This window comes from Chthoniobacterales bacterium, from assembly GCA_036569045.1.
In the GTDB taxonomy this organism is placed as follows: Bacteria; Verrucomicrobiota; Verrucomicrobiia; order Chthoniobacterales; family JAATET01; genus JAATET01.
The window spans coordinates 1-19,303 of record DATCRI010000045.1; the positions used below are offsets into that span (position 1 = coordinate 1).

At 64.5% G+C, this 19,303-nt stretch carries 24 protein-coding genes and 1 tRNA gene; 13 read left to right on the top strand and 12 right to left on the bottom strand.

Going from position 1 to position 19,303, the window contains the following annotated elements; all coding sequences use genetic code 11:
* Nucleotides 1-58: 58 nt before the first annotated feature.
* Nucleotides 59-661, bottom strand: coding sequence for a flavin reductase family protein (locus VIM61_08610; GenBank protein HEY8900461.1), 603 nt, complete (start codon nucleotides 659-661; stop codon nucleotides 59-61).
* An 82-nt stretch (nucleotides 662-743) separates the two neighbouring features.
* Between VIM61_08610 and VIM61_08615 the strand changes: the two genes are divergently transcribed.
* Together VIM61_08615 and VIM61_08620 are read left to right on the top strand one after the other, a co-directional pair.
* Complete coding sequence (locus tag VIM61_08615) at nucleotides 744-1,166, top strand: EamA family transporter (protein ID HEY8900462.1); 423 nt, start codon at nucleotides 744-746, stop codon at nucleotides 1,164-1,166.
* Between the two features lie 61 nt (nucleotides 1,167-1,227).
* Nucleotides 1,228-1,629 carry a hypothetical protein gene (locus VIM61_08620; protein HEY8900463.1) on the top strand — a complete coding sequence of 134 codons (402 nt, stop codon included), beginning with the start codon at nucleotides 1,228-1,230 and terminating at the stop codon, nucleotides 1,627-1,629.
* Nucleotide 1,630: 1 nt separating this feature from the next.
* Here VIM61_08620 and VIM61_08625 read toward each other — a convergent pair whose 3' ends face one another.
* From VIM61_08625 to VIM61_08660, 8 genes are all read right to left on the bottom strand, one after another.
* Nucleotides 1,631-2,074 (bottom strand): DUF2721 domain-containing protein, encoded by a 444-nt coding sequence (locus VIM61_08625; protein ID HEY8900464.1) that lies wholly within the window; start codon nucleotides 2,072-2,074, stop codon nucleotides 1,631-1,633.
* Nucleotides 2,075-2,174: 100 nt separating this feature from the next.
* On the bottom strand, nucleotides 2,175-2,453 hold the full coding sequence (locus tag VIM61_08630) for a hypothetical protein (GenBank protein HEY8900465.1): 279 nt from the start codon (nucleotides 2,451-2,453) through the stop codon (nucleotides 2,175-2,177).
* 136 nt (nucleotides 2,454-2,589) lie between these two features.
* The gene (locus VIM61_08635; GenBank protein HEY8900466.1) at nucleotides 2,590-2,991 is read right to left on the bottom strand and encodes a YciI family protein; all 402 of its coding nucleotides are present in this window, start codon (nucleotides 2,989-2,991) and stop codon (nucleotides 2,590-2,592) included.
* On the bottom strand, nucleotides 2,988-4,490 hold the full coding sequence (locus VIM61_08640) for an FAD-dependent monooxygenase (GenBank protein HEY8900467.1): 1,503 nt from the start codon (nucleotides 4,488-4,490) through the stop codon (nucleotides 2,988-2,990). Before VIM61_08640 ends, VIM61_08635 begins: the two co-directional genes overlap by 4 nt.
* A gap of 57 nt (nucleotides 4,491-4,547) precedes the next feature.
* Nucleotides 4,548-5,351: an NlpC/P60 family protein gene (locus VIM61_08645; protein ID HEY8900468.1), complete on the bottom strand. Its 804-nt coding sequence runs from the start codon at nucleotides 5,349-5,351 to the stop codon at nucleotides 4,548-4,550.
* An 8-nt stretch (nucleotides 5,352-5,359) separates the two neighbouring features.
* Nucleotides 5,360-6,820, bottom strand: coding sequence for an MBOAT family O-acyltransferase (locus tag VIM61_08650; GenBank protein ID HEY8900469.1), 1,461 nt, complete (start codon nucleotides 6,818-6,820; stop codon nucleotides 5,360-5,362).
* A 6-nt stretch (nucleotides 6,821-6,826) separates the two neighbouring features.
* Nucleotides 6,827-7,924 (bottom strand): hypothetical protein, encoded by a 1,098-nt coding sequence (locus tag VIM61_08655; protein HEY8900470.1) that lies wholly within the window; start codon nucleotides 7,922-7,924, stop codon nucleotides 6,827-6,829.
* Between the two features lie 122 nt (nucleotides 7,925-8,046).
* Nucleotides 8,047-8,940: a YihY/virulence factor BrkB family protein gene (locus VIM61_08660; protein HEY8900471.1), complete on the bottom strand. Its 894-nt coding sequence runs from the start codon at nucleotides 8,938-8,940 to the stop codon at nucleotides 8,047-8,049.
* 169 nt (nucleotides 8,941-9,109) lie between these two features.
* Between VIM61_08660 and VIM61_08665 the strand changes: the two genes are divergently transcribed.
* Together VIM61_08665 and VIM61_08670 are read left to right on the top strand one after the other, a co-directional pair.
* Nucleotides 9,110-10,960 carry a PAS domain S-box protein gene (locus tag VIM61_08665; GenBank protein ID HEY8900472.1) on the top strand — a complete coding sequence of 617 codons (1,851 nt, stop codon included), beginning with the start codon at nucleotides 9,110-9,112 and terminating at the stop codon, nucleotides 10,958-10,960.
* Nucleotides 10,961-10,969: 9 nt separating this feature from the next.
* The gene (locus VIM61_08670) at nucleotides 10,970-11,656 is read left to right on the top strand and encodes a response regulator transcription factor (GenBank protein ID HEY8900473.1); all 687 of its coding nucleotides are present in this window, start codon (nucleotides 10,970-10,972) and stop codon (nucleotides 11,654-11,656) included.
* Between the two features lie 62 nt (nucleotides 11,657-11,718).
* On the opposite strand, the gene VIM61_08675 is transcribed toward VIM61_08670, so the two are convergent.
* Entirely contained in the window at nucleotides 11,719-12,324 is a 606-nt protein-coding gene (locus tag VIM61_08675; GenBank protein ID HEY8900474.1) for a sigma-70 family RNA polymerase sigma factor, read from the bottom strand.
* 222 nt (nucleotides 12,325-12,546) lie between these two features.
* Between VIM61_08675 and VIM61_08680 the strand changes: the two genes are divergently transcribed.
* The 5 genes from VIM61_08680 (at nucleotide 12,547) to VIM61_08700 (ending at nucleotide 14,210) form a co-directional block, all read left to right on the top strand.
* Nucleotides 12,547-12,690 carry a hypothetical protein gene (locus VIM61_08680; protein ID HEY8900475.1) on the top strand — a complete coding sequence of 48 codons (144 nt, stop codon included), beginning with the start codon at nucleotides 12,547-12,549 and terminating at the stop codon, nucleotides 12,688-12,690.
* A gap of 75 nt (nucleotides 12,691-12,765) precedes the next feature.
* Complete coding sequence (locus tag VIM61_08685) at nucleotides 12,766-13,173, top strand: response regulator (protein HEY8900476.1); 408 nt, start codon at nucleotides 12,766-12,768, stop codon at nucleotides 13,171-13,173.
* A gap of 79 nt (nucleotides 13,174-13,252) precedes the next feature.
* On the top strand, nucleotides 13,253-13,420 hold the full coding sequence (locus VIM61_08690) for a DUF1328 family protein (protein HEY8900477.1): 168 nt from the start codon (nucleotides 13,253-13,255) through the stop codon (nucleotides 13,418-13,420).
* Between the two features lie 70 nt (nucleotides 13,421-13,490).
* Complete coding sequence (locus tag VIM61_08695; protein ID HEY8900478.1) at nucleotides 13,491-13,895, top strand: hypothetical protein; 405 nt, start codon at nucleotides 13,491-13,493, stop codon at nucleotides 13,893-13,895.
* A 138-nt stretch (nucleotides 13,896-14,033) separates the two neighbouring features.
* Nucleotides 14,034-14,210, top strand: a complete 177-nt coding sequence (locus VIM61_08700; GenBank protein ID HEY8900479.1) for a hypothetical protein — start codon at nucleotides 14,034-14,036, stop codon at nucleotides 14,208-14,210.
* Here VIM61_08700 and VIM61_08705 read toward each other — a convergent pair.
* Nucleotides 14,204-16,444, bottom strand: a complete 2,241-nt coding sequence (locus VIM61_08705; protein HEY8900480.1) for a CHASE3 domain-containing protein — start codon at nucleotides 16,442-16,444, stop codon at nucleotides 14,204-14,206. The genes VIM61_08700 and VIM61_08705 overlap by 7 nt on opposite strands.
* Nucleotides 16,445-16,626: 182 nt before the next feature.
* On the opposite strand from VIM61_08705, the gene VIM61_08710 reads away from it, so the two are divergent.
* Nucleotides 16,627-16,714, top strand: a tRNA-Ser gene (locus VIM61_08710).
* Between the two features lie 202 nt (nucleotides 16,715-16,916).
* Here VIM61_08710 and VIM61_08715 read toward each other — a convergent pair.
* Nucleotides 16,917-17,783 (bottom strand): hypothetical protein, encoded by an 867-nt coding sequence (locus tag VIM61_08715; protein HEY8900481.1) that lies wholly within the window; start codon nucleotides 17,781-17,783, stop codon nucleotides 16,917-16,919.
* A 49-nt stretch (nucleotides 17,784-17,832) separates the two neighbouring features.
* Between VIM61_08715 and VIM61_08720 the strand changes: the two genes are divergently transcribed.
* The 3 genes from VIM61_08720 to VIM61_08730 all read left to right on the top strand — a co-directional run.
* Complete coding sequence (locus VIM61_08720) at nucleotides 17,833-18,609, top strand: MotA/TolQ/ExbB proton channel family protein (protein HEY8900482.1); 777 nt, start codon at nucleotides 17,833-17,835, stop codon at nucleotides 18,607-18,609.
* A gap of 3 nt (nucleotides 18,610-18,612) precedes the next feature.
* Nucleotides 18,613-19,056, top strand: a complete 444-nt coding sequence (locus VIM61_08725; protein ID HEY8900483.1) for a biopolymer transporter ExbD — start codon at nucleotides 18,613-18,615, stop codon at nucleotides 19,054-19,056.
* A partial coding sequence (locus VIM61_08730) for a hypothetical protein (protein ID HEY8900484.1) occupies nucleotides 19,056-19,303 on the top strand: 248 nt, incomplete at its 3' end. The genes VIM61_08725 and VIM61_08730, both read left to right, overlap by 1 nt.

Below are 19,303 nucleotides of genomic sequence, written 5' to 3' on the forward strand. Positions count from 1 at the left end.
GCACAAGGGCCCCGAGAAGCCCCGCGCCCGCCACTACCTCGGCGTCGCCGAGTAGCCGTTACGCCGGCCGCTTCATCTCGAATCGGTCGTCCGTGCGCGCATACCAGTTCGGGCTCGCCATGCGCCCGATCGGGTGAAAAAGCTCACTGCGAATCCGCAGCGTTTCGGGATCGAAAAGCTCGTCCCGCACATGCACGCGCTTCACGAGCCCGATCACCAGGCGATTCCCGCCGATCTCGAGCGTGCCCCACTCCACGCACTCCAGGCTGGCCGGCGCCTCGGCGATGCGCGGCGGTTTCACGAGCGTCGAGGACGCCACCGTGAGGGCCGCGGCCCGCAATTCGTCCTCGCCGTAGGGCAGCGACGCCGCGGTGAGATTCATCGCCTCGGCCACGCTCGCGTCCACGAGATTCACGACAAACTCATGCGTCGCGCGAACGTTGCGCGCGGTGTCCTTCGGCCCACCCTCGGGTCGATCGCCCGGACAAAAACCGACGATCGGAGGATTCGCGCCCAGCACGTTGAAAAAGCTGAACGGCGCCGCGTTCACCCGGCCGTCGGGGCTGAGCGTCGTCACCCAGGCGATCGGTCGCGGGGTCACGAGGGAAGAAAGAATTGCGTAGGCCCGCTCGGCGTGGGCGCCTTCGAGGTCGAGTTCCATGGTCGCGAAAGCTAGCAGATCGGCGTCGACGGACAGCGAGATTCTGCACGCCCGGGCGGCCCGCATTTGTTAGCAATCGACCATGAAGCCGTGGATCACCCTCGCCATCGTCTCGATGATCTTTGCCGGCGCGACCTCCACGATCGCGAAGCTGGGCCTCGTCGGCATCTCCGGAGAACTCGGTCTCGCGGTGCGCACCGTCGTCGTCTTCGCGCTCGTGCTCGTCTTCGCCGCCGCCACCGTGCCGCCCGCGCAGGTCGCTTCGCTCACCGCAACGAACTGGCTCTGGCTCAGCCTCTCGGGCCTGACCACCGCCCTTTCCTGGATCTTCTACTACAAGGCGCTCAAGGACGGCGAAGTCTCCACCATCGCCCTCATCGACAAGGGCAGCATCCTCGTCGCCATCGTCCTGGCCTGCCTCATCCTCAAGGAACAGATCACGCCGCGTATGATTGTCGGCGGCCTGCTCATGCTTGCCGGCATCGTGATCATCGCGAAGAAGTGACGCTCCGCCCGGAACTTCGTTGCACTTTGAACGCACCGCACCGAGGAGTGGTCCCTACCCCATGCCCAAACGCTTCTCCGCCCTCCTTCTGACGATCGCCGCATTTGCCACGGCGGGCTGCAGCTCGCTCGAGATGCCCGGCTCGGCGCGCTACTTTTCGAATCAGCCCGGTGGGCTCCCGTTTTTCAAGGTCTCCTCCGGCCTCGGCGGACCGGCCCTGGCCGTCCAGAAGTCGGATGGCACGTGGTCGAAACCTCATGCCATGAAACCGATCGGCCCCGGCGAGCCTCCGCTCAGCACCACGCCCGGGCTCCCCGAACTCGTCGAGTCCGCTCACAAGGTCGACAACTTCGTCCTTCTCGAGTTCAAGGCCGACGCGAAGCTCCACGGCCAGCCCGTCCCGTCGCACTACTTCCTGCTGCCCGGCGGTTTTGCCTATCTGGTGCAGCCGAACGCCCGCTGAATTATCCGTCGATCGCCCCCGGCCCCTTCCCTCCGGATTGCTCCGCCGCCGAGTCGGCGAGGTCGCTGAGATGCAGGTCGATCGCCCGCACGGATTGCGCGATCTCCAGCAGGCAGAAGAGCAGCGAGCCGATCATGGAAACGAGGCTGATCGAGAAGATCACCAGCGCGACGGTCGACAGCCCGAGGAAGATGGCGACCATGCACACCGTGCAGAGCAGGAGGCCTGAAACGCCGAAAAACTGCATGTTCCGCACGAGCTTCATCCGCCACCGCAGGCTCTCGATCTGCGCGAGGTAGCCGCGGTGGCGATCCGGCCCCGATCGGTATTGCGTGTGCAGTTGGCGGATCACCGAGGCCAATGCGAGATGGCGATTCGTGTAAGCCAGCATCAGCAACGACAGCGCCGGAAAGAGCAACGCGGGCGTGGAGATTTCGAGTGTCATCGGCGCAGATCGGACGGTTCTCGGCAAATCTAGTCGGGCCCGCAGGCGGGGTCCACATCGCTTCCACGACGATTCAGCAATTTCGGTCGCAAGCTGCTTCCTACTGCCGGGGCGAAAAGTCGCTCGGATCGGTTGGCAGCTTCGGGGCCGGGGCTGGATCGACCGCTCGCGCCGGCGGCGGCAACTTTTCCCTCGTTTCGGCGGGCAGCCGTTGCGCGATCGTTTCCAGATTTTTGGCGATGCGTTCGTGAGCGCGGACGAATCGAATGACCATGACGACCGCGAAGGCAAGAACGCCCATCGCGAGGAGCAGCCAGAGAATGCCGAAGATCAGCGGCAGCAGAAAAATCGCGAATGGCGCGGAATCGATGGTGTTCATGGCTCGTGTCAGAATGTGCGGAAGCGGTCGGAAATCAATCGGGAAGCCCGGTATTTCACTGGCCCGCTCATCCCCGATGCGAAGCGAGATTTCTTACCACGCCTCCTGGCAAACTCCACCTGCGACTGAGCGGCGCTCAATCCCCCTCCCGGCCGGGTCGTTCGGTCGAGGGCGCAAAAGCGTCCGCCCGCTCGGGCTCGATCGGACGAATCTCGTAGGAGAGGCCGTAGTTCAGGCAGGGATTCTGCGCGGCCAGATCCGCGGCCTCCTCCAGGCTCGTCGCCTGGATGAACCAGAAACCGCCGATGACCTCCTTCGTCTCGATGAAGGGGCCGTCGGTGAGAACTCCCGTTCGCGTCACCAGTCGAGTCTCCGGCTTCAGCCGCTGCCCGGGACGCATTCGCCCCTCTGCGACGAGCCGTTCGAGCCATTCATAAAACTGATCGATGGCGATCTGGATATCCGCCGGAGCGGCGTCGGCGTCCCATTGACCACGGGAAATGACGAGGAATTCGGAACGGGATGCAGGATCACTCATGGTTCGAAAGTCACCGGATGAAGTTTGTTCAGAAAGTCGCGAATGCGGCCCCAGTCGCCCCGGGCGGTGGCCACAGCCACGTAGCCATCGGGCCGCACGAGCCACAGCCCGCCCGGGATAAAAGGCGGGCGAACCTTGTCGTTCACGAGAATCGCGTAGTCCTCCCGCACGCTCGTCGCGTCGGCATCTCCCGGGGCCACGTCCGCGAAGAGCACGAATCGCGGATCGTCCCCCGCTCCCACCGGGGATTCACCCGAGCGAATCGGTGCGCGCTGTCCCGCGCGCGGGCCGTCGTGAATCTCCGCGCCGTGGACGCTAAGCGGGCTGCCAGGATAACCGATCGAAAGTTCGCTCATCGCGTCCGCGAGCGCGTGCCGCACGGGTGACAGGCCGAAAACGAGCGAGGCGATCTGATTGCGGATCGCCTGCTTCAGGCCGCCCTTCAGCGTTGCCATCATCGTCACGCGCCCCGCCCCCTCGAGCACCTGCTCGCCCACCGCACTGCGCTCCGGACTGTAGCTCTCGAGCAGGCTCGAAGGCTCGGCTCGCCCGCGAATGACGAGCGCCAGCTTCCACGCGAGATTGAACGCGTCCTGCATGCCGGTGTTCATCCCCTGCCCGCCGGCGGGGCTGTGAATGTGGGCCGCGTCGCCGGCGAGAAACACGCGACCGGCGCGGTATTCGGCGACCTTGCGCTCGTTGATGCGAAAGGAGGCGAGCCACACGGGATCGCTCGCGACAAGGGTGCCGGGGCCCCGTTGATCGAGCACGGCCTGCACCTCTCCGAGCGCGGGATCCGGCCGCTTCCCACCCTCCTCGCACACGCCCACGTCGGCCACCACGCGAAAGCGGGTGCCGCCGATCGGAAAAATCGCGAGCACGCCCTCCGCGTGCCAGAGGATCCGAATTTCGCCCGGATCGGGCACTCCCTGCAGGTGCACATCCGCCAGGATCCAGTCGCTGCTGAGCGTGTTCCCGAGAAATTCCATGCCGAGCGTGTGTCGCACGGTGCTGTGCGCGCCGTCGCAGCCCACCAGCCACGCCGCCTCCACGATCTCTTCCCGACCATCCGCATGCCTCAGCGTCGCCCGCACGCCCTCGCGCGCATCGGAAAATTCCGCGAGCTCGACGGTGCGCTCCACGCGGACGCCCAGACGATTTGCCTGCTCTTCGAGCAGTCGCTCGGTCTCGGATTGCGGCAGCATGAGCGCGAAGGGATATGGCGAATCCACGTCATCAAACTCGACGTGCGCGATTTCGCGATTTCCGGCGGTCACTCGTGCGCTCGTTGCGCGAAAGCCGGCTGCGAGAAACTCCGGGGTGCATCCGGTCCGGTCCAGCAGCTCGAGCGTGCGGCTCCAGATCACCAGCGCCTTCGACTTATCCGTGCGCTGCGCGGCTTTCTCGACGATTCGCACGGTGACGCCGTAACGCGCCAGCTCCATGGCCATCGTCAGCCCCACTGGCCCGGCCCCGACTACCAGCACATCCGTCGTCATGGCCTCCGACGCTACGCCGCCGGCCCCGAAAAGCCAGTCTGCTCGCTCGTGCCGACGTTACAAATCCGGCGACTTGCGAGCCGACGCCGGCCTGGTCTCGTCATCCTTGGAGCGTTCCTTCGCCGGTTCCCTTTCGGATTCCCCGGGGGCGGCCCGGCTCAACCCGGGGATGCGGGCGTAGCCGATGAAAACGCTGCCGGGGCTGGGCGACGGGCCGTCGCCCGGCTTCGGTTTGAGCTTCGGAATCGTGAAGTCGAAGACGCTCACGCCCCACATTTTGCGACCATCGAAGCTCCGCCCGTCGCTCGCTCCGAACATCACCTGCCGGCCGTCGCTCTCGAGTTCGCCGAGATAGATCATCGTGTGGGTGACCGGCGGATCGTTCTTCGTCGCGTAGGTGCCAGTCCAGAAAAGCAGGTCGCCGGGGCGCAGGTCGTCGAGTTCGAAGCTCTCCTTGCTCCGGCTGACGACCGGCTCGAAATTGTCCGCCTTGCGCGCCCAGACGTATTGCTCGCTCGCGGTGCGCGGCACGTCGTCGATCCCCACCGAACGCAGGAGATGGAAGATCGTCCCGGAGCAATCCATCCCGCCCGCCGATGGATCGGACGAGCCGAAGAGGTAGGTGAGATTCTGCCGCGTGAGCGCGAGCCCTTTCTCGAGGAGGCGCCGGACGGCCGGCGGATTGTCGTCGAAGTCCTTCAATGCCGACGGCTCGATCGACGTGACGATCGCGGACGGCGGAGTGGGCGAGACCTTCGGTGTTGGCTTCGCGGGTTCCGCGTCGGACGATGTTTTTTCTTCCGCAAGACCGACGCTGGCGCAGGCGAGCAGAGCGAGAACGATGAAGTGACAGCGAACCATGCGAAACTCTACGCCGTCGAGCGGCTCGCGAATATCGGGGGAAGCCCCGGTTGGAACTGGAAATAGATGAATGGCTTCGTGCCCACGAACATGAACAAGAGCGCGATGAGGAACGCCACGCCCATCGTTGCGTAGCCGAGCCAGGGATTTGTCACCGGCTGCCCGCCATGCTTTCGGCCGAGGATGAAGGTATCGACGAGCACCGGCAGCACGAGGACCAGCCAGGGAATCGCGGCGCGTGTGAGGTCAGCGTCGGGCCGCAGCCAGAGGACGGCGCGCAGGGCTTCCCCGGTCTGCGCGAAGGTCGTTGCGCGGAAAGGAATCCAGCACAGCAGCACGAAAATCTGGGTCGCCAGCCACGCGGTCACGATCCCGGCCACGGGCGGGATCGGCCAGCGGAGCCCCATGGCCTGATGCGCGCTTCGCCACGCATGCGCAACGACCAGCGCGAGACCGTGCAGGCCGCCCCAGAGAACGAAGTTCCAGCTCGCGCCGTGCCACAGGCCGCCGAGGAGCATCGTGAGCATGAGGTTGCGGTATTGGAAGAGACGCGAACCGCGATTGCCGCCGAGCGAGATGTAGAGGTAGTCGCGCAGCCAGGTGGAGAGCGAGATGTGCCAACGTCGCCAGAAGTCGACGACGGACGTGGCGCGGTAGGGATAGTTGAAGTTGTCGGGCAGCCAGTAGCCAAGCTGGTTCGTAATGCCGATGGCCATGAGCGAATAGCCGGCGAAATCGAAGTAGATCTGGCAGTAGAATCCGAAGGACGCCGCCAGGATCGAGACGTTGTCGTAGGCGCCGAGGTCCGCGTAAACGGGATCGACGAAGACGGCGATGTTGTCGGCGAAGACCGACTTCATGAAGAAGCCGAGGATGAACTTCTGCGTGCCCTCGAGGAACATCGTCGGGTCCCAGCGGCGGGTCTCGCGGAGTTGCCAGAGGAAATCGGTCGCGTGAATGATCGGCCCGGCGACGAGGTGCGGGAAGAACGAGATGTAGAGCGCGATTTTGACGAAATTGCGGTCGGCCTCGAGCTTCCGGCGATGGACGTTGATGAGGTAGGTGAGCGACTGGAAGACGTAGAAGCTCACGCCGACCGGCAGCAGGATGTGCAGCGTGCTCCAGGGCGCATCGATGCCAAATCGCTCCATCGCGACCTTCAGCGAGTCGGCGAAGAAGTTGCAGTATTTGAAGACGAAGAGCAGGCCGAGATTCACCGCACAGGCCGTCGCGAGCAGCGCGCCGCTTCGACGTCCCCTCGCATGGGCCCGCGCCATGGCGAGCGCAAAGCCGTAGGACGATCCGATGACGACGAGCAGCAGCAGGACGAAACGCCAGTCCCAGTAGCCGTAGAAAAACAGGCTGCCGAGCAGGAGAAACGGCTGCCGCCAGCGATCGCCCGGCAGACTCCAATACACGGCGAGCGTGATGAGGAAAAAGAGGGCGAACTGGAGCGTATTGAAAAGCATGTCCGGCTATTTTTTCGGTTCGCCCGAGATGCGCGGCCAATCCGCGGCGATGCGGGCGGCCAGCCAGGCCGTGAAGGTATCCGCTCCGCGCGCATTCAGGTGGGCGGCGTCGCGCCACTGCTCGGGGCCCAGCAACGGGCGGGCCTCGACGCCGCTAATCTGCAGCGTGTCCGCCGGCAACGCGGCGGCAAACTTCGCCTGGTAGAGCGGCTCGAGATCGGCGCGGGCCGGCGGCGCCAGATAGCCGGCGGCGTCCACCCAGCCATCGACGGCATCTTCGAGAGCCTCTCGGCTCGCGTGCCACCAGGGATACGGGAGCTGCGTGGAGTCACTGAGCGCCCGGCGCTTCCCGCCGCGATTCGCTGGCGCCGAGGCGTCGCGGTCCCCGGTGCCATTGGCCGAATACGTTTGGACCGGAACGGCCACGAGCGGAAAGGTGCCGACGCGAAATGCATGGAAGAGGACGTGTTCCGTGACGAGCGGCGCCAGCGCGAGCGCGGCGGGATCGTCGCGGCTGCCCTTGGCCCAGATGGCGCGAAGCATTGGCAGGAAATTCCGCGGCGTGGCATAGCCCACGCTGCGGGCGCTGAAGGCATTCTCCGCAAAGCCGTGGAGCGGGAGGAAATCGTAAACGTAGAGCACCTCGGCGAGAAGGAAGACCCGGGCCTTGCGAAAGACCTTCGCTTCGTCGGAATTGAGCGTGCGAAGGAACTCTCGCAGCATGGCAACGCGTTCGAAGTGATTCGAGCCGCCGGAGGAAATCTGCACGACGCGAGCGGGCAGGCCGCGTTCACGAAGGCGCCGCTCGAGTTCCGCGGGTTTCACGTCCGCGGTGACGGCGCTCGAGCCTTCGATGAGCAGGATGACGTCGGTCTTTTTAAGGCCGTTGGCCCGCAGGCGCGACGATTCCCCGACCATGCGCCGTAGGGCGTCATTACCCGGATAGAATGCAAGCGCCGGCAGTCGGGCGAAGAGAACCGTCGCCGCGATCGCGAGGACGCCCCACAACGCGACCGCGGGCCAGATTCCGCCACGCCCGGCGCGCGCCCGCACGAGACTGACGGCGGCGTAGGCCAGCACGGGAACCGCGACAAGCCAATCCATCAGCGCAGGCCGGCGGCCGTGAATGCGGGGTCGCTGCGGCGGGGATTCGGGACGTCTTCCATGCTGCGCCCGTTATTCCGGAACGCCCCGGAATTGTCAGGCCGGGAATTTCCGGCAGCGGATCACTTCGCTTTCAGGCTGCGAACGAGCGCGGCATGCGAGCGCGGCAGAATGCCGTAGCCATAGCGCTTCACCCAGGCCTTGGTGAACTCCGCGCCAAGAAACAGGATGCCCGTCGCGTAGTAGACCCAGAGCAGGATGATCACGAGCGTGCCGGCCGCCTGATAGCTGGAAGCGACGCTGTTCGAGCCCAGATACCACGCGATCACCGACTTGCCGGCACTGAACAGGAGAGCGGCGAAGAAGGCTCCGGGAAAGACGTCCCGCCAGTGCAACGCGACATCGGGAAGAATCCGGTAAATCATCGCGAAGAGCACGGTCACCATCGCCAGCGAGACGCAAAAATCCACGCCCTTCCAGACGAACGGCGGCATTGGCAATTGCGGCGCCAGGTAGGTGCTCACTCCGGAGACGGCTGCACTCACCGCGAGCGAGACGAGCAGCAGGAAGCCGATGCAGAGCACGAGCGAGAAACTGAGAAGGCGGTCGCGGACGAGGTTGCGCAAAGCCCGCCCGGGCAGCGCGGTTACGCCCCAGATGGAATTCAGCGCGGCCTTGAGCTCCCCGAAAACCGTTGAAGCTCCAAACAACGTGACGCCGAACGCGATCGCGGCGGCCCAGATCCCCTTGCCGTGAACCGGCCCGACTGCGGCGACGGCGGATTGGAGGGACTCCCCCGCACTTTCCCCAACCAGACCGGAAACCTGATCGCTGATCTGCCCCTGCGCGGCCTCCGCCCCGAAGAAAAATCCGACAAGAGCGATGAAGACGACAAGCAGCGGTGCGATCGAAAAAATCGAGTAGTAGGCCAGCGCCGCGCTGAGCCGCGTGGCGTTGTCGGCCGACCAGCCGGCAAAAGTTTCTTTGAGCAGATCCACGAGGGCGACGTTCTTCATGCGAGAGGGGTTCGGCGTCGACGCGTATCGTGGACGGCTCGAGCGGACAGTCAGGGCGATCCCTGATCGCGGAGCCTCGCCAAAGCTGTTAATTGAAGAAGGTCAAATCCGGTGCCTTGGCGACATCTGGCATTTCCCTGGCGCCTGATTTTTCCGTGCGCCCGTCTTCATGAAATCCGACCTGAACGTCCAGCAACTCCCCCGGGAATTTCGGGAGCAGTTGCGGTTGCGGGAAGCAATGCTCGACCACGCGCACGTCATCGTTCGCGATCTCGAGGGACGCATCATCTACTGGAGCGCAACCGACGCGGAGATCTACGGCTGGTCGGCCGAAGAGGCGCTGGGAGCCGTGAGTTTCGAGCTCCTTCATACGGAAATCCCCGAACCTCGCGAAACGCTCGAAAGGATGGCGGATGTGAACGGCCGCTGGGAAGGCGAGATCGTGAACTTCGGCCGCGACGGTCGCCGGCACATTGCAATGACGACGTGGACGGCCCACCGCAACGAAGAGGGGGAACCGGTGGCGTTCATCGAAGTGAACTGCGACATCTCGAAACAAAAGGCGGCCGAGCGCGAATTGCGGGCTCGCGAACGGGATTTTCGCGCCTTCTTTCACCTCAATGGCGTGGGAAACGTCATCGCCGACGCCGTGACGGGCCGGTTCCTCACCGTCAACCAGACCTTCTGCGATCTCACCGGCTACTCCGCCGAGGAATTGTCGCGCCTCTCGTCGTTCGACATCACGCATCCCGAGGACCGCGCGCGCGACGCCATCGGCTGGAGAGAGTCCCAGGCCCGCCATGAAGCCCACTACACCATCGAAAAGCGCTACGTGCGCCGGGACGGCCGGACCATATGGGTCTCAGTCACCTCCACGATGATCGGTGACGAAACGGGCGAACCGCTTTACGCGGTCGGCGTCATCATCGACGTCACCTCCCGCCACGAAGCCCTGAAAGAAATCGGCAACGCCCGGGCGGATCTCGAGCGACGCGTCGCCGAACGCACTGCGGCCCTGGGCGTCGCCAATGCCGAGCTCGACCAGATGAGCAAGAAATTCAAAACGCTCATCGATGCCTCGCCGGCCGCCGTCATCGCTCTCGATCGCGCCGACCACATCGAAATCTGGAATCCCGAGGCCGAGGTGCTTTTCGGCCTCACCAGTAGGGAGGTCCACGGCCGGCACCTGCTCGATCTCCCGCTCTCCTGGGAATCCCCCGAAACCCTCGCAAATCTTCTCGCCACCACCGGCAACCGCCACGCCAGCGTTCGCCTGCACGCGCTCCGCGACCGCACCCTCGACCTCAGCATCTGGATTGCCGCCTATCCCGATGGCGATGGTGATGCCGGCGGCCACGTGTTGCTTCTGCTCGACGAGACCGAGAAACTTTTCCTCGAGCACGCCATGCTCCAGGCTGGCGAGCGCGAGCAGCGCCGGATCGGCCAGGAGCTCCACGACCACCTCGCCCAGCAGCTCCTTGGGGCAGCCTTTGGCACGCAGGCGCTCTTCAAGGAATTGCAGCGCTCCGGCTCTCCCACCGCGGACCAGGCCGGCGACATCGCGCGCCTCATTAACGACTCCGTGCAGGACGCCCGAGACCTTGCACGAGGCATCAATCCCATCGAAATCGATTCCGCCGGGCTGATGTCCGCCCTTCAGGAACTCGCCGAAAGGACGCGCGCCGGCGCCCACATCGAGCTGCGCTGCGACCCGCCCGTCCTCGTCTCGAGCCCCGATGTCGCCCTCCACATTTTCCGCATCGCCCAGGAGGCCGTGAACAACGCCCTGCGTCACGCCCGCGCCACCCGCATTCTCATCGACCTCTCCGAAAATCACGGCCTCGCGACCCTTCGGGTCAGCGATAACGGCGCCGCCTCGTCGGAAGAAACCGCCCCCGACGCCGTTGTGGGAATCGGAATCATGAAATACCGTGCCCAAGCCATCCGAGGCGAATTGTCCGTCGAGACCATCGAAGGCACCGGCACCACCATCACCTGCACTTTTCCCAACCCCTCTTAATAGCAACCCATGCCGAAACCCGCCGCCGAATCCCCCGCTCCGCCGACCAAGAGTCGCGTCCTCATCATCGACGACCATCCGATGTTCCGACACGGCATCTCGGCGATGATCAATGCCGAGTCCGATCTGGAAGTCTGCGGCGAAGCTGGCACCGCCCCCGCCGCGCTCGAGGCCATGCGCCGCCTCCAGCCAAACATCGCGCTCGTCGACATTTCCATGCCCGGCACAAACGGCATCGAACTCCTGAAGTCGATGAAAGCCGAGTCACCCAAGCTCCCGATGCTCGTTGTCTCCATGCACGACGAATCGCTCTACGCACTACGCGCCCTCCGCGCCGGTGCGCTCGGCTACGTCATGAAAGCCGAGGCGCTCGACTCCATTCTCACCGCCATTCGCAAGGTCCTCGGGGGCGAACCCTACCTCAGCCCGAAATTCAGCGAGCGGCTCGTCTTCAAGGCGATCAAATCCATCGACGAGGGCCTCGGCTCTCCCGTCGATAAACTCTCCGACCGCGAACTCGAGGTGCTCAACCTCATGGGCCGCGGCTTTGGCGCGCAGGACATCGCGAACGAACTTCACCTCAGCGTGAAGACGATCGAGACCCACCGCGCCCACATCAAGGAGAAGCTCGGCTTCCACGACTCGAAGGAGATGGTGCGTTTCGCCATCGAGTGGGTCGCGCAACAGCACGCGTAGACAAAAAAGACGCCGCCTTCCAGGGGAAGCGGCGTCCTCAAAGTCGAACGGGATTTTCGTCTCTACAGAATCTTGTCCTTCGATCCACCGATCGCGAGCGAGAGCTTGCGCAGGCCGAGTTCGATGCGGGTTTTCACGGTGCCGAGTGGCGTGTGGGTGATCGAGGCGATCTCCCGCTGGCTGCGTCCCTCGAGATACGCGAGGCAGATCGCTTCGCGCTGATTATCGGGAAGGAGATCCAGCTGGCGGTCGATCAACTGGCGGACGTCGGACTGTTGCGCCTGGTATTCCACGGGATGCGTCTGGTCGATGTCCTTGTCCGGATGCCGGCTCACGACCTCGAAACGATCGGTCGCCCGGCGATACGCGCAGGTCTGGCGGACGCGGTCGATCGCCCGGCGGCGCGCCACGGTGGAAAGCCAGCTCAGCAGCTTGCCGCGCTCCGGGGAATAATGCTCGGCCCGGTCCCAGACCTGCATGAACACGTCCTGCAGAACGTCCTCAGCCTCGGCTTCATCATGGAGCACTTTCATGATGATGGCTTTCAGGATGGTGCCGTAGCGACGGCAGAGCGTCTCCATGGCCTCCGGGTCGTGACGGACGAGACCCTCGACGAGGCTAAGATCTTCCGCGAGCATTTCGTGATCGGCGATGAGCGTTGCATTCATGGTTTTGTTGGATTGAGGAAAGCCTAGTCCCGCCGCGAATTTTCCGAAATCGGTGCGCCTCACGACCCGGGCATCGGTGAAATCCCCCGGGGTTCCCGACCCGTCCCCGAGATCCCGACCCAAACCTCCGATCTCTGCTTCGGGGAGCCACCCGATGGTCATCCGCAGCAATTTCCGATTCGCTTCCGGGTAACCCTTTCGGATCCCGTGAATACGCGTCTTGTGAAAAGCAAATCGTCGGCCCGCAAGAAACCGACGATCTCCCCGGTCGAAATCGTGCCCCCGGCTCCTCGGGCGCTTTTCACCCCGCTCCGCTTCACGGCCCCGCTCCCCACCAGCGTGCCGATCCGCCGCATCATCGAGTAGCGGCGGCAGATTTTTGCAAACTGCCATCCTCCCCTTTTGACCCGCGCAGGCGGTTTTGGTTGACTGGGATTTTCCATGGATCGCGGTCTTTCTTTTGTCCCCGACTTCGCCGCGGGCGAAGGCCGCCCCGGCCGCGCCCGGCGCATCCTTCTCGTCGAGGACCACGAGGATACCCTCGCCTACCTGCGCCGCTACCTGGAATCGAACGGCCATGCCGTGACCATCGCGCGGACGGCTGCCGACGCCCGTCTTGCCGCGAACGTCTGCCTGCCGGACATCCTGCTTTGTGACATCACGCTGCCGGACGGCGACGGTTGCCAGCTTCTGGCCGATCTCGCCGAACTCCGCCCGGCGCTCTGCGTGGCCATGAGTGGGCACGGCATGAAGGCCGAGGTCGCGCGCTGCCGGGATGCGGGCTTCCACCGCCATCTCACAAAGCCCTTTCTTCCCGACGATCTCGACGCGGTGTTGAAACTGGCCTGACGGTGCGGGCTCTTTTCATCCGCAGACATCCGTTCGGGATGAGCCGCGCGATCCATGATTAACCAACCGAAAGGACATCATGCTCAGCTACGCCCTCACCTTCCTCATCATCGCCCTCATTGCCGCGGCCCTGGGCTTCGGCGGCATTGCCGGCTCCGCCGCCTGGATTGCCCACGTGCTCTTCGTGGTTTTCCTCGTATTGTTCATTGTATCGCTCATTTTTGGACGACGTCCTCCACTGAGCTAACTCGACAAATCCCACCATCATCCGGCCGTCGCCCCAGCGGCGTCCGGAGCCACCGAATCCCAGCCAATCCATGAACACCGAATACGATTTCTCCGCCGCCACCGAGACCGCCCGCGCTAAGGCCCAGCAAGCCCTCGAAACCGCCCGCGCCCAGACGGAGGACGCCGTGGCTCGCGGTTCCCAATACGTGAGCGAGCGCCCCGTGGTGAGCGTCTTTTCCGCCTTCGCCATTGGTCTCGCAGTCGGCGCCCTCGTCGCGGTCGCCACGCGCCCTGCCCCGCCCCGCTCGAAACTCGCGACCTCACTCGAGGATTCCCGGGATCGCCTGGCTGAACTCTTCGGAACGGTGGCTTCGAACCTTCGCGGGCCGATCAACAAGACTCGCAGCTCCCTTTCCGACGGGGCGGCCAGTCTTTCGGACTCCGTCGCCCGCGCCCTGGAAAGCTGCCCCGCGAGCAAGCTCCGCTGGTGGTAATCCGATCTTCGCCAGAAAAACACGAAACGCCGCCCCTCACCGGGCGGCGTTTTTTTATTTCAAGAGCCAGTCCTCGCACTCTCGTCGACCCATCCGGAAAAGTTCGCGGAAACGATCCATGGGTGAACCCAAACATCCATGCAAAAGTCATTCCTCGCCGTCCTCGCCCTTGTCTTCATCGCCAGCGTCACCGGCTGCGTCTCCGTGAAGGAACGAGAGCCCGAGACGACTACATCCACCACGACGACCCGTCACACCTCGCTCGCTCCCATTCCCGCTTCGACGACCACCGTCGAGCGCACGACGACCTATTGATCAGTCGCCGGCGGCTGGGAGCGGACGTTCAGCCCTCCCGGCCGCCCCCGACTCGCCGCAAAGCTTTCCAGAATCTCGGAGAGCTGCTCGAAGCGGATCGGCTTCGTCAACTGCCGCAGGAATCCCGCCTCGCGATAGTTCGCCACATCGTCCTCCATGCCATAGCCGGTCAGCGCAATCATCGGCGTGGCGGTAAATGTCCGCGCCTCGGTCAGGAAATCGATGCCCGTGCCGTCGGGCAGGCCGATATCGCTCAGCACCAGGTCGAAAGACCGCTCCCGGATCACCGTCAACGCCTGCTGCACGGTGTGAGCAACCTCGACTGCGTGCCCCATGGACCGCAGAATGCGCGCAATCACGTCCGCACTGTCCCGGTGATCCTCGATCAGCAGCAAACTCAGCGGCGCGCCTCGCACCGGGCTGCGCCCCTCGTGTGAATCGCTGAGAGACTCGTCCGAAGCCTGCTCCGATACCGGCATCACGACGACGAAACTCGATCCGAGCCCCTCACCGGCACTCCGCGCCTCGATCCGCCCGCCGTGCGCCTCCATCAGGCTCTGCGAAATCGTCAGGCCGATTCCCAGGCCGCCGCCGCCGCGATACGCCGGAGTCTCCGCCACCCGCTCGAAGGGCCGGAACAATCCCTCGATCGTTTGCGGCGACATCCCATGGCCGTTATCCGCGAAGGTCACGCGCAGGTTGTCGCCCTCGTTTGCCGTGACGATCTCGATCCGCCCGCCATCCGGCGTGTGCTTCACCGCGTTTCCAAGAAGGTTCCAAAACACCTGCTGCAGGCGCGTCGGATCGCCGTCCACCCAATGCCGCGCCGCCGCCGTTCGCACGCCCAGTCGCACCTGCCGCCGCTCGAGATCGGCGCGAAAGATCTCCACGACCGCGTCGAGCAGCGCATGCACGTCTGCCCGTTCGCGATGCAGCGTCATCTGGCCGCGGGTGATGCGCGTAAGGTCGAGCAGGTCGTCGATCAGACGCACTTCGAGACGCACATTCCGCGTGAGCATATGCACGTCCGCCGCCAGCGGCTCCGGCAGATCAACGCCGGACTCCCAGGTCGAAAGCGTCGCCAGCACCGGCGTGAGCGGCGTTCGTAATTCGTGGGAAAGCGCCGCAATGAAGTCGTCCTTCGCCTTGTTTGCCACCTCGAGCCGGCGCTTGAGCTCCTTCTGCTCTTGCTCCGCCCGCTTGTAGTGACTGAAATCCCGAAAGACGAGGATCACTCCCCGCACCGTGCCATCGGCCTCGCGCACGGGAGCGCCGCTGTCGTCGATCGGCACCTCGCTGCCGTCCCGGCGAATGAGCAGCGTGTGATTCGCCAGCCCGACGATCTTGCCCGTTCGCAGCACCATCTCGACCGGGCTCTCCACGACGGCACGCGTCGTCTCGTTCACGATGCGAAAGACCTTCGAGCACGGCTGGCCCATCGCGGCTTCGCGCGTCCAACCGGTGAGCTCCAGCGCGACATCGTTGAGAAACGTGATCACCGAATGCGTATCGGTGATGATCACCGCGTCTCCGATGCTGGCCAGACTCACCGCGAGAATGTCGCGATGGCGTTGCGCCTCGAGATCGGCTACGAACCGCTGCGCCATCTCCCGGCGAATCCGGCGGAACGCCCAGGCCAGGAATCCGAAGTTGAGCAGGATCGTGCCGAGAAACGTCGCGGTCCGCAGGTTCGTCAGCCACCGCGACTCGTCGTGGAGCCGCTCGATCCGCGCCTTTTCGTGAGCCTCCAGTTCCGCCACGGACGCCCGGATCTCGTCCATGAACTTCCTCCCGAGGTCGTCATTGACCATTTCCACGGCCGCAGGGAATCCCTCCTGGCGCGCCAGCTGAATCGATCGCGCCATTTCGGCGATCTTCGCCCGCGTCGCCCGCTCCAGCGAGGCCACCGCCTCGGGCGGCAGTCCGCCTCGCTCCGCGGCGCCGTGCAACCGCCGGAGCTGCGTGGCGATCTCGTCGATGGCCGAATCGTAGGGCGCGAGATATTCCGCCCGCTGGCTCAGCAGGAACCCGCGCTGGCCGGTCTCCGCATCCTGCAGCGTCGAGAATGTCTGCTGCAACTGGCGGGTAATTTCCTCGTGAAAGGTCCGCTCCTCCGCCTTTCGCAGCACGGCATTCCCCACGGAATAGGTCGTCAGCAGGCTAGCCACGAGCACCACGGCCACGGCAACGAAAACGAAACGCGCCCGGGAGAAATGCAGGTCCGGCACCCTCATGCGACAGGAGCGAAGCTGGAGAATTGACACCGCCCGAGAAAATTCACGCGTCCTTCATATCCGGCGAACGACGGAGCGTCCACCGCAGCCGCATCGGGAAAACGGAGGATTTCCCCTCCCCTCGAAGCGGCTTTCGCCGTGACGAAACCCCTCCGATCCGTTAGCGTGCCGAGTTCCGAAACGGAGGGGTGGCAGAGTGGTCGATTGCGGCGGTCTTGAAAACCGCTGTCGGGAAACCGACCGTGGGTTCGAATCCCACCCCCTCCGCCATGCGCCCCATCACCGGCATCCTCTCATAGATACCGTGATCGACGGCAAGATCGTCGAGGGCTGAGGACTGCTGGGACCACGGCGCGCTGGCGGCGAAGCTGGCGAGCCTTAAAGCTGGTGCGGAAGCTGCGCTGGTCGCCTGACCTTGCCTCTTCCTCGTGACTTTTAAGAAATCCCCCGCTTTCCGGCGGGGGATTTTTTGTTATCGGGGTGCTGCGTCGGTCGGCACGGGGGGCTTCACGTTCACCGAGTTCATGACGACGAAGAGGAGCTGCTCGAGCACCTCGGGAGTCGTGCGGTAAACGTCGGTCGCGCCGGCGGGCGGCTGCCACGTGCTGGCGGGGAGCTTCGGAGCGAACAGGAGGTTCTCGATGGTGACGGTCGCGCTGAAGTCACGGCGATCGATCTTGATCTGGCGCGGAAGGTAGCCGGCGGCGATCCACATCGTGGCGCGGAAGTCCTCCGCCTTGAGCGCCTGGGCAAGCTCGGGCATGAGGACGCCGCTGATGAGGCGCGTGGGCTCGCCGTTGAGGTCGGCGAATTGCTTGCCTTCGTCGAGAGTGAAGACGGCCGGCAGGAAGATGGCCTGCTGAGCGGTGAGCGGGATGAAGATCGGGGTGTCCGTGGCCTTGGCGGCCTTCCTGGGGAGCTTTCCGGCGAATTGAGCGAGGAGGTATTCCATTTTCTCGCCGGGAGTGGCCCAGACGTCGTTGCCGTTGCGGCAGACGGTGATCTGTTCTCCGAGCACGGGAGCGGTGAGCTTGACCTTGTCGGGGAACTGGACGGCCGCGTCGAGCGTGGCGCCGTTGAATTCCTTGGGCAGGCGGCCGGTGACGTCCTTCATGACCATGTGGAACGAGGCGGCGCGGTTGGCGTCCTTCCCGCCGACGAGGAGAACGCTGAGAAAAGGCCGAAAGACCTTGCCGATGATGTCGTAACGATTCTCGGATGGGGCGCCCTGTCCGAGGGCAAGGCTGGCGGGGACGAGGAGGACCAGGGCAACAAGGGCGCGCTTCATGTGGCCCCATGCATACGCCGGGCGCGCGGGCTTTGCAAAATCGATCGTCACGGGCGTTTTGCGGTTGCGTGCGTGGGGCGGTTCCCTGTTCGATTCCGGCATGTCGCCTTGGCCGTTGCTTTTCGCCCAGCAGGGAACCGGGCTCTACTACGCCTTCGTGAATTCCACGGGTGAAGGGAAGGCCGTGCTGCTGGCGCTTTTCTTCGCCTCGATCTTCAGCTGGTCCGTGATGGTCACGAAGTTCCGCATGTTGCGTTTCGCGACGCGGCAATCGGCGCGGTTTTCCGCGTTGTTCCGCCGGGATCGCCAGCCGCTGCGCCTGTTCGAGACCGGCGTGCGGTTCGAGGGCTCGCCGCTTTTCCGAATCTACGACGCGGGCGTATCCGAGCTGTGTTTCCAGATGCTGGGGTCGACGGAGGTCGACGAGACGTTTCACGCCCGCCTGGCGGATGCGCCGAAGATCACGCCCGCGCAGATGCGCTCGGTAACGGCCGCGATGGAGCGGGCGGTCGGCGAAAGCGCGCTGGCGCTCGAGGGGCAGATGAACGTGCTGACGATGGCCGTGAGCGGTGCGCCATTTATCGGCCTGCTCGGAACGGTGTGGGGCGTGATGGATGCCTTTAGCGGCATCGCCGCGGCGGGCAATGCGAGTCTCTCCGCGATGGCGCCGGGCGTGTCCGGCGCATTGATCACGACGGTGACGGGCCTGCTGGTCGCGATCCCGGCCATGTTCGGCTACAATTTCCTCGTGACGAGCATTCGCTCGGTAGTGGTGGAGTGCGACAATTTCGCCGCGGAACTCGCGAGCGAAATCGAACACCGCTACGTCGAGCACAACCCGGCCACCGCCGCCGCGCGTCGCGGAGTCCACAGCTGAGCCATGCGCCGTTATTCCGATCGCTCCAATCTCACCGCGCTCGCGGAGCTGAACGTCACACCGCTCCTCGATCTCGCCTTCGTGCTGCTGATCATTTTCATGATCACCACTCCGCTCATCGAGAACAGCATGGATCTCGTCGTGCCCACGAGCGCGACCGCGAAGACGCCCGTCAATCCCAGCGAAGTCCAGATCGTCTCGATCGATCGCAATGCGGTGATCAAACTCAACGAAGTCGAGATCACGCCCGAGGCGCTCGAGCAAAAGCTCGCGGAGCTGAAGCGCACGAAGCCGGATGTCGCCGTCGCCGTGCGCCCGCACAATGAACTGCCGGTGCAGAAATTCATCGCGGTGATGGATATCCTCAAAAAGGTCGGCATCACGAAGCTGGGCATCATGGCGCGTCCGCCGGAGTCCGCGGCGGGCGGAACACCGCCTTCCCCATAATGCCCGTTCGGCACGATCTGCGCGATCCCGAGCGGCGACGGGCGCAGCGCAGCTTTCGCGTGACCTTCGCCCTCGTGGCGCTGCTGCACATCGCCCTCGTGGCGCTCCTCGCAATCTTTGCGGCCAGAGCCGAGGTGAAACAGCCTATGGGAGACATCACCTGGCTGGACGCCGGAGCGTTCACCGACGCCCTCACCGCCGCGCCCGAGACCCCCGAGGACCCACCGGAGGAGGAAGAGCCGACGCC

Coding starts and splice junctions, on each gene's coding strand:
- VIM61_08725 (HEY8900483.1), top strand. CDS start 18,613: ATGCGCCGTTATTCCGATCGCTCCAATCTCACCGCGCTCGCGGAGCTG.
- VIM61_08670 (HEY8900473.1), top strand. CDS start 10,970: ATGCCGAAACCCGCCGCCGAATCCCCCGCTCCGCCGACCAAGAGTCGC.
- VIM61_08700 (HEY8900479.1), top strand. CDS start 14,034: ATGCAAAAGTCATTCCTCGCCGTCCTCGCCCTTGTCTTCATCGCCAGC.
- VIM61_08640 (HEY8900467.1), bottom strand. CDS start 4,490: ATGACGACGGATGTGCTGGTAGTCGGGGCCGGGCCAGTGGGGCTGACG.
- VIM61_08720 (HEY8900482.1), top strand. CDS start 17,833: ATGTCGCCTTGGCCGTTGCTTTTCGCCCAGCAGGGAACCGGGCTCTAC.
- VIM61_08630 (HEY8900465.1), bottom strand. CDS start 2,453: ATGAACACCATCGATTCCGCGCCATTCGCGATTTTTCTGCTGCCGCTG.
- VIM61_08620 (HEY8900463.1), top strand. CDS start 1,228: ATGCCCAAACGCTTCTCCGCCCTCCTTCTGACGATCGCCGCATTTGCC.
- VIM61_08685 (HEY8900476.1), top strand. CDS start 12,766: ATGGATCGCGGTCTTTCTTTTGTCCCCGACTTCGCCGCGGGCGAAGGC.
- VIM61_08615 (HEY8900462.1), top strand. CDS start 744: ATGAAGCCGTGGATCACCCTCGCCATCGTCTCGATGATCTTTGCCGGC.
- VIM61_08690 (HEY8900477.1), top strand. CDS start 13,253: ATGCTCAGCTACGCCCTCACCTTCCTCATCATCGCCCTCATTGCCGCG.
- VIM61_08625 (HEY8900464.1), bottom strand. CDS start 2,074: ATGACACTCGAAATCTCCACGCCCGCGTTGCTCTTTCCGGCGCTGTCG.
- VIM61_08705 (HEY8900480.1), bottom strand. CDS start 16,444: ATGAGGGTGCCGGACCTGCATTTCTCCCGGGCGCGTTTCGTTTTCGTT.
- VIM61_08635 (HEY8900466.1), bottom strand. CDS start 2,991: ATGAGTGATCCTGCATCCCGTTCCGAATTCCTCGTCATTTCCCGTGGT.
- VIM61_08695 (HEY8900478.1), top strand. CDS start 13,491: ATGAACACCGAATACGATTTCTCCGCCGCCACCGAGACCGCCCGCGCT.
- VIM61_08610 (HEY8900461.1), bottom strand. CDS start 661: ATGGAACTCGACCTCGAAGGCGCCCACGCCGAGCGGGCCTACGCAATT.
- VIM61_08645 (HEY8900468.1), bottom strand. CDS start 5,351: ATGGTTCGCTGTCACTTCATCGTTCTCGCTCTGCTCGCCTGCGCCAGC.
- VIM61_08665 (HEY8900472.1), top strand. CDS start 9,110: ATGAAATCCGACCTGAACGTCCAGCAACTCCCCCGGGAATTTCGGGAG.
- VIM61_08655 (HEY8900470.1), bottom strand. CDS start 7,924: ATGGATTGGCTTGTCGCGGTTCCCGTGCTGGCCTACGCCGCCGTCAGT.
- VIM61_08660 (HEY8900471.1), bottom strand. CDS start 8,940: ATGAAGAACGTCGCCCTCGTGGATCTGCTCAAAGAAACTTTTGCCGGC.
- VIM61_08675 (HEY8900474.1), bottom strand. CDS start 12,324: ATGAATGCAACGCTCATCGCCGATCACGAAATGCTCGCGGAAGATCTT.
- VIM61_08650 (HEY8900469.1), bottom strand. CDS start 6,820: ATGCTTTTCAATACGCTCCAGTTCGCCCTCTTTTTCCTCATCACGCTC.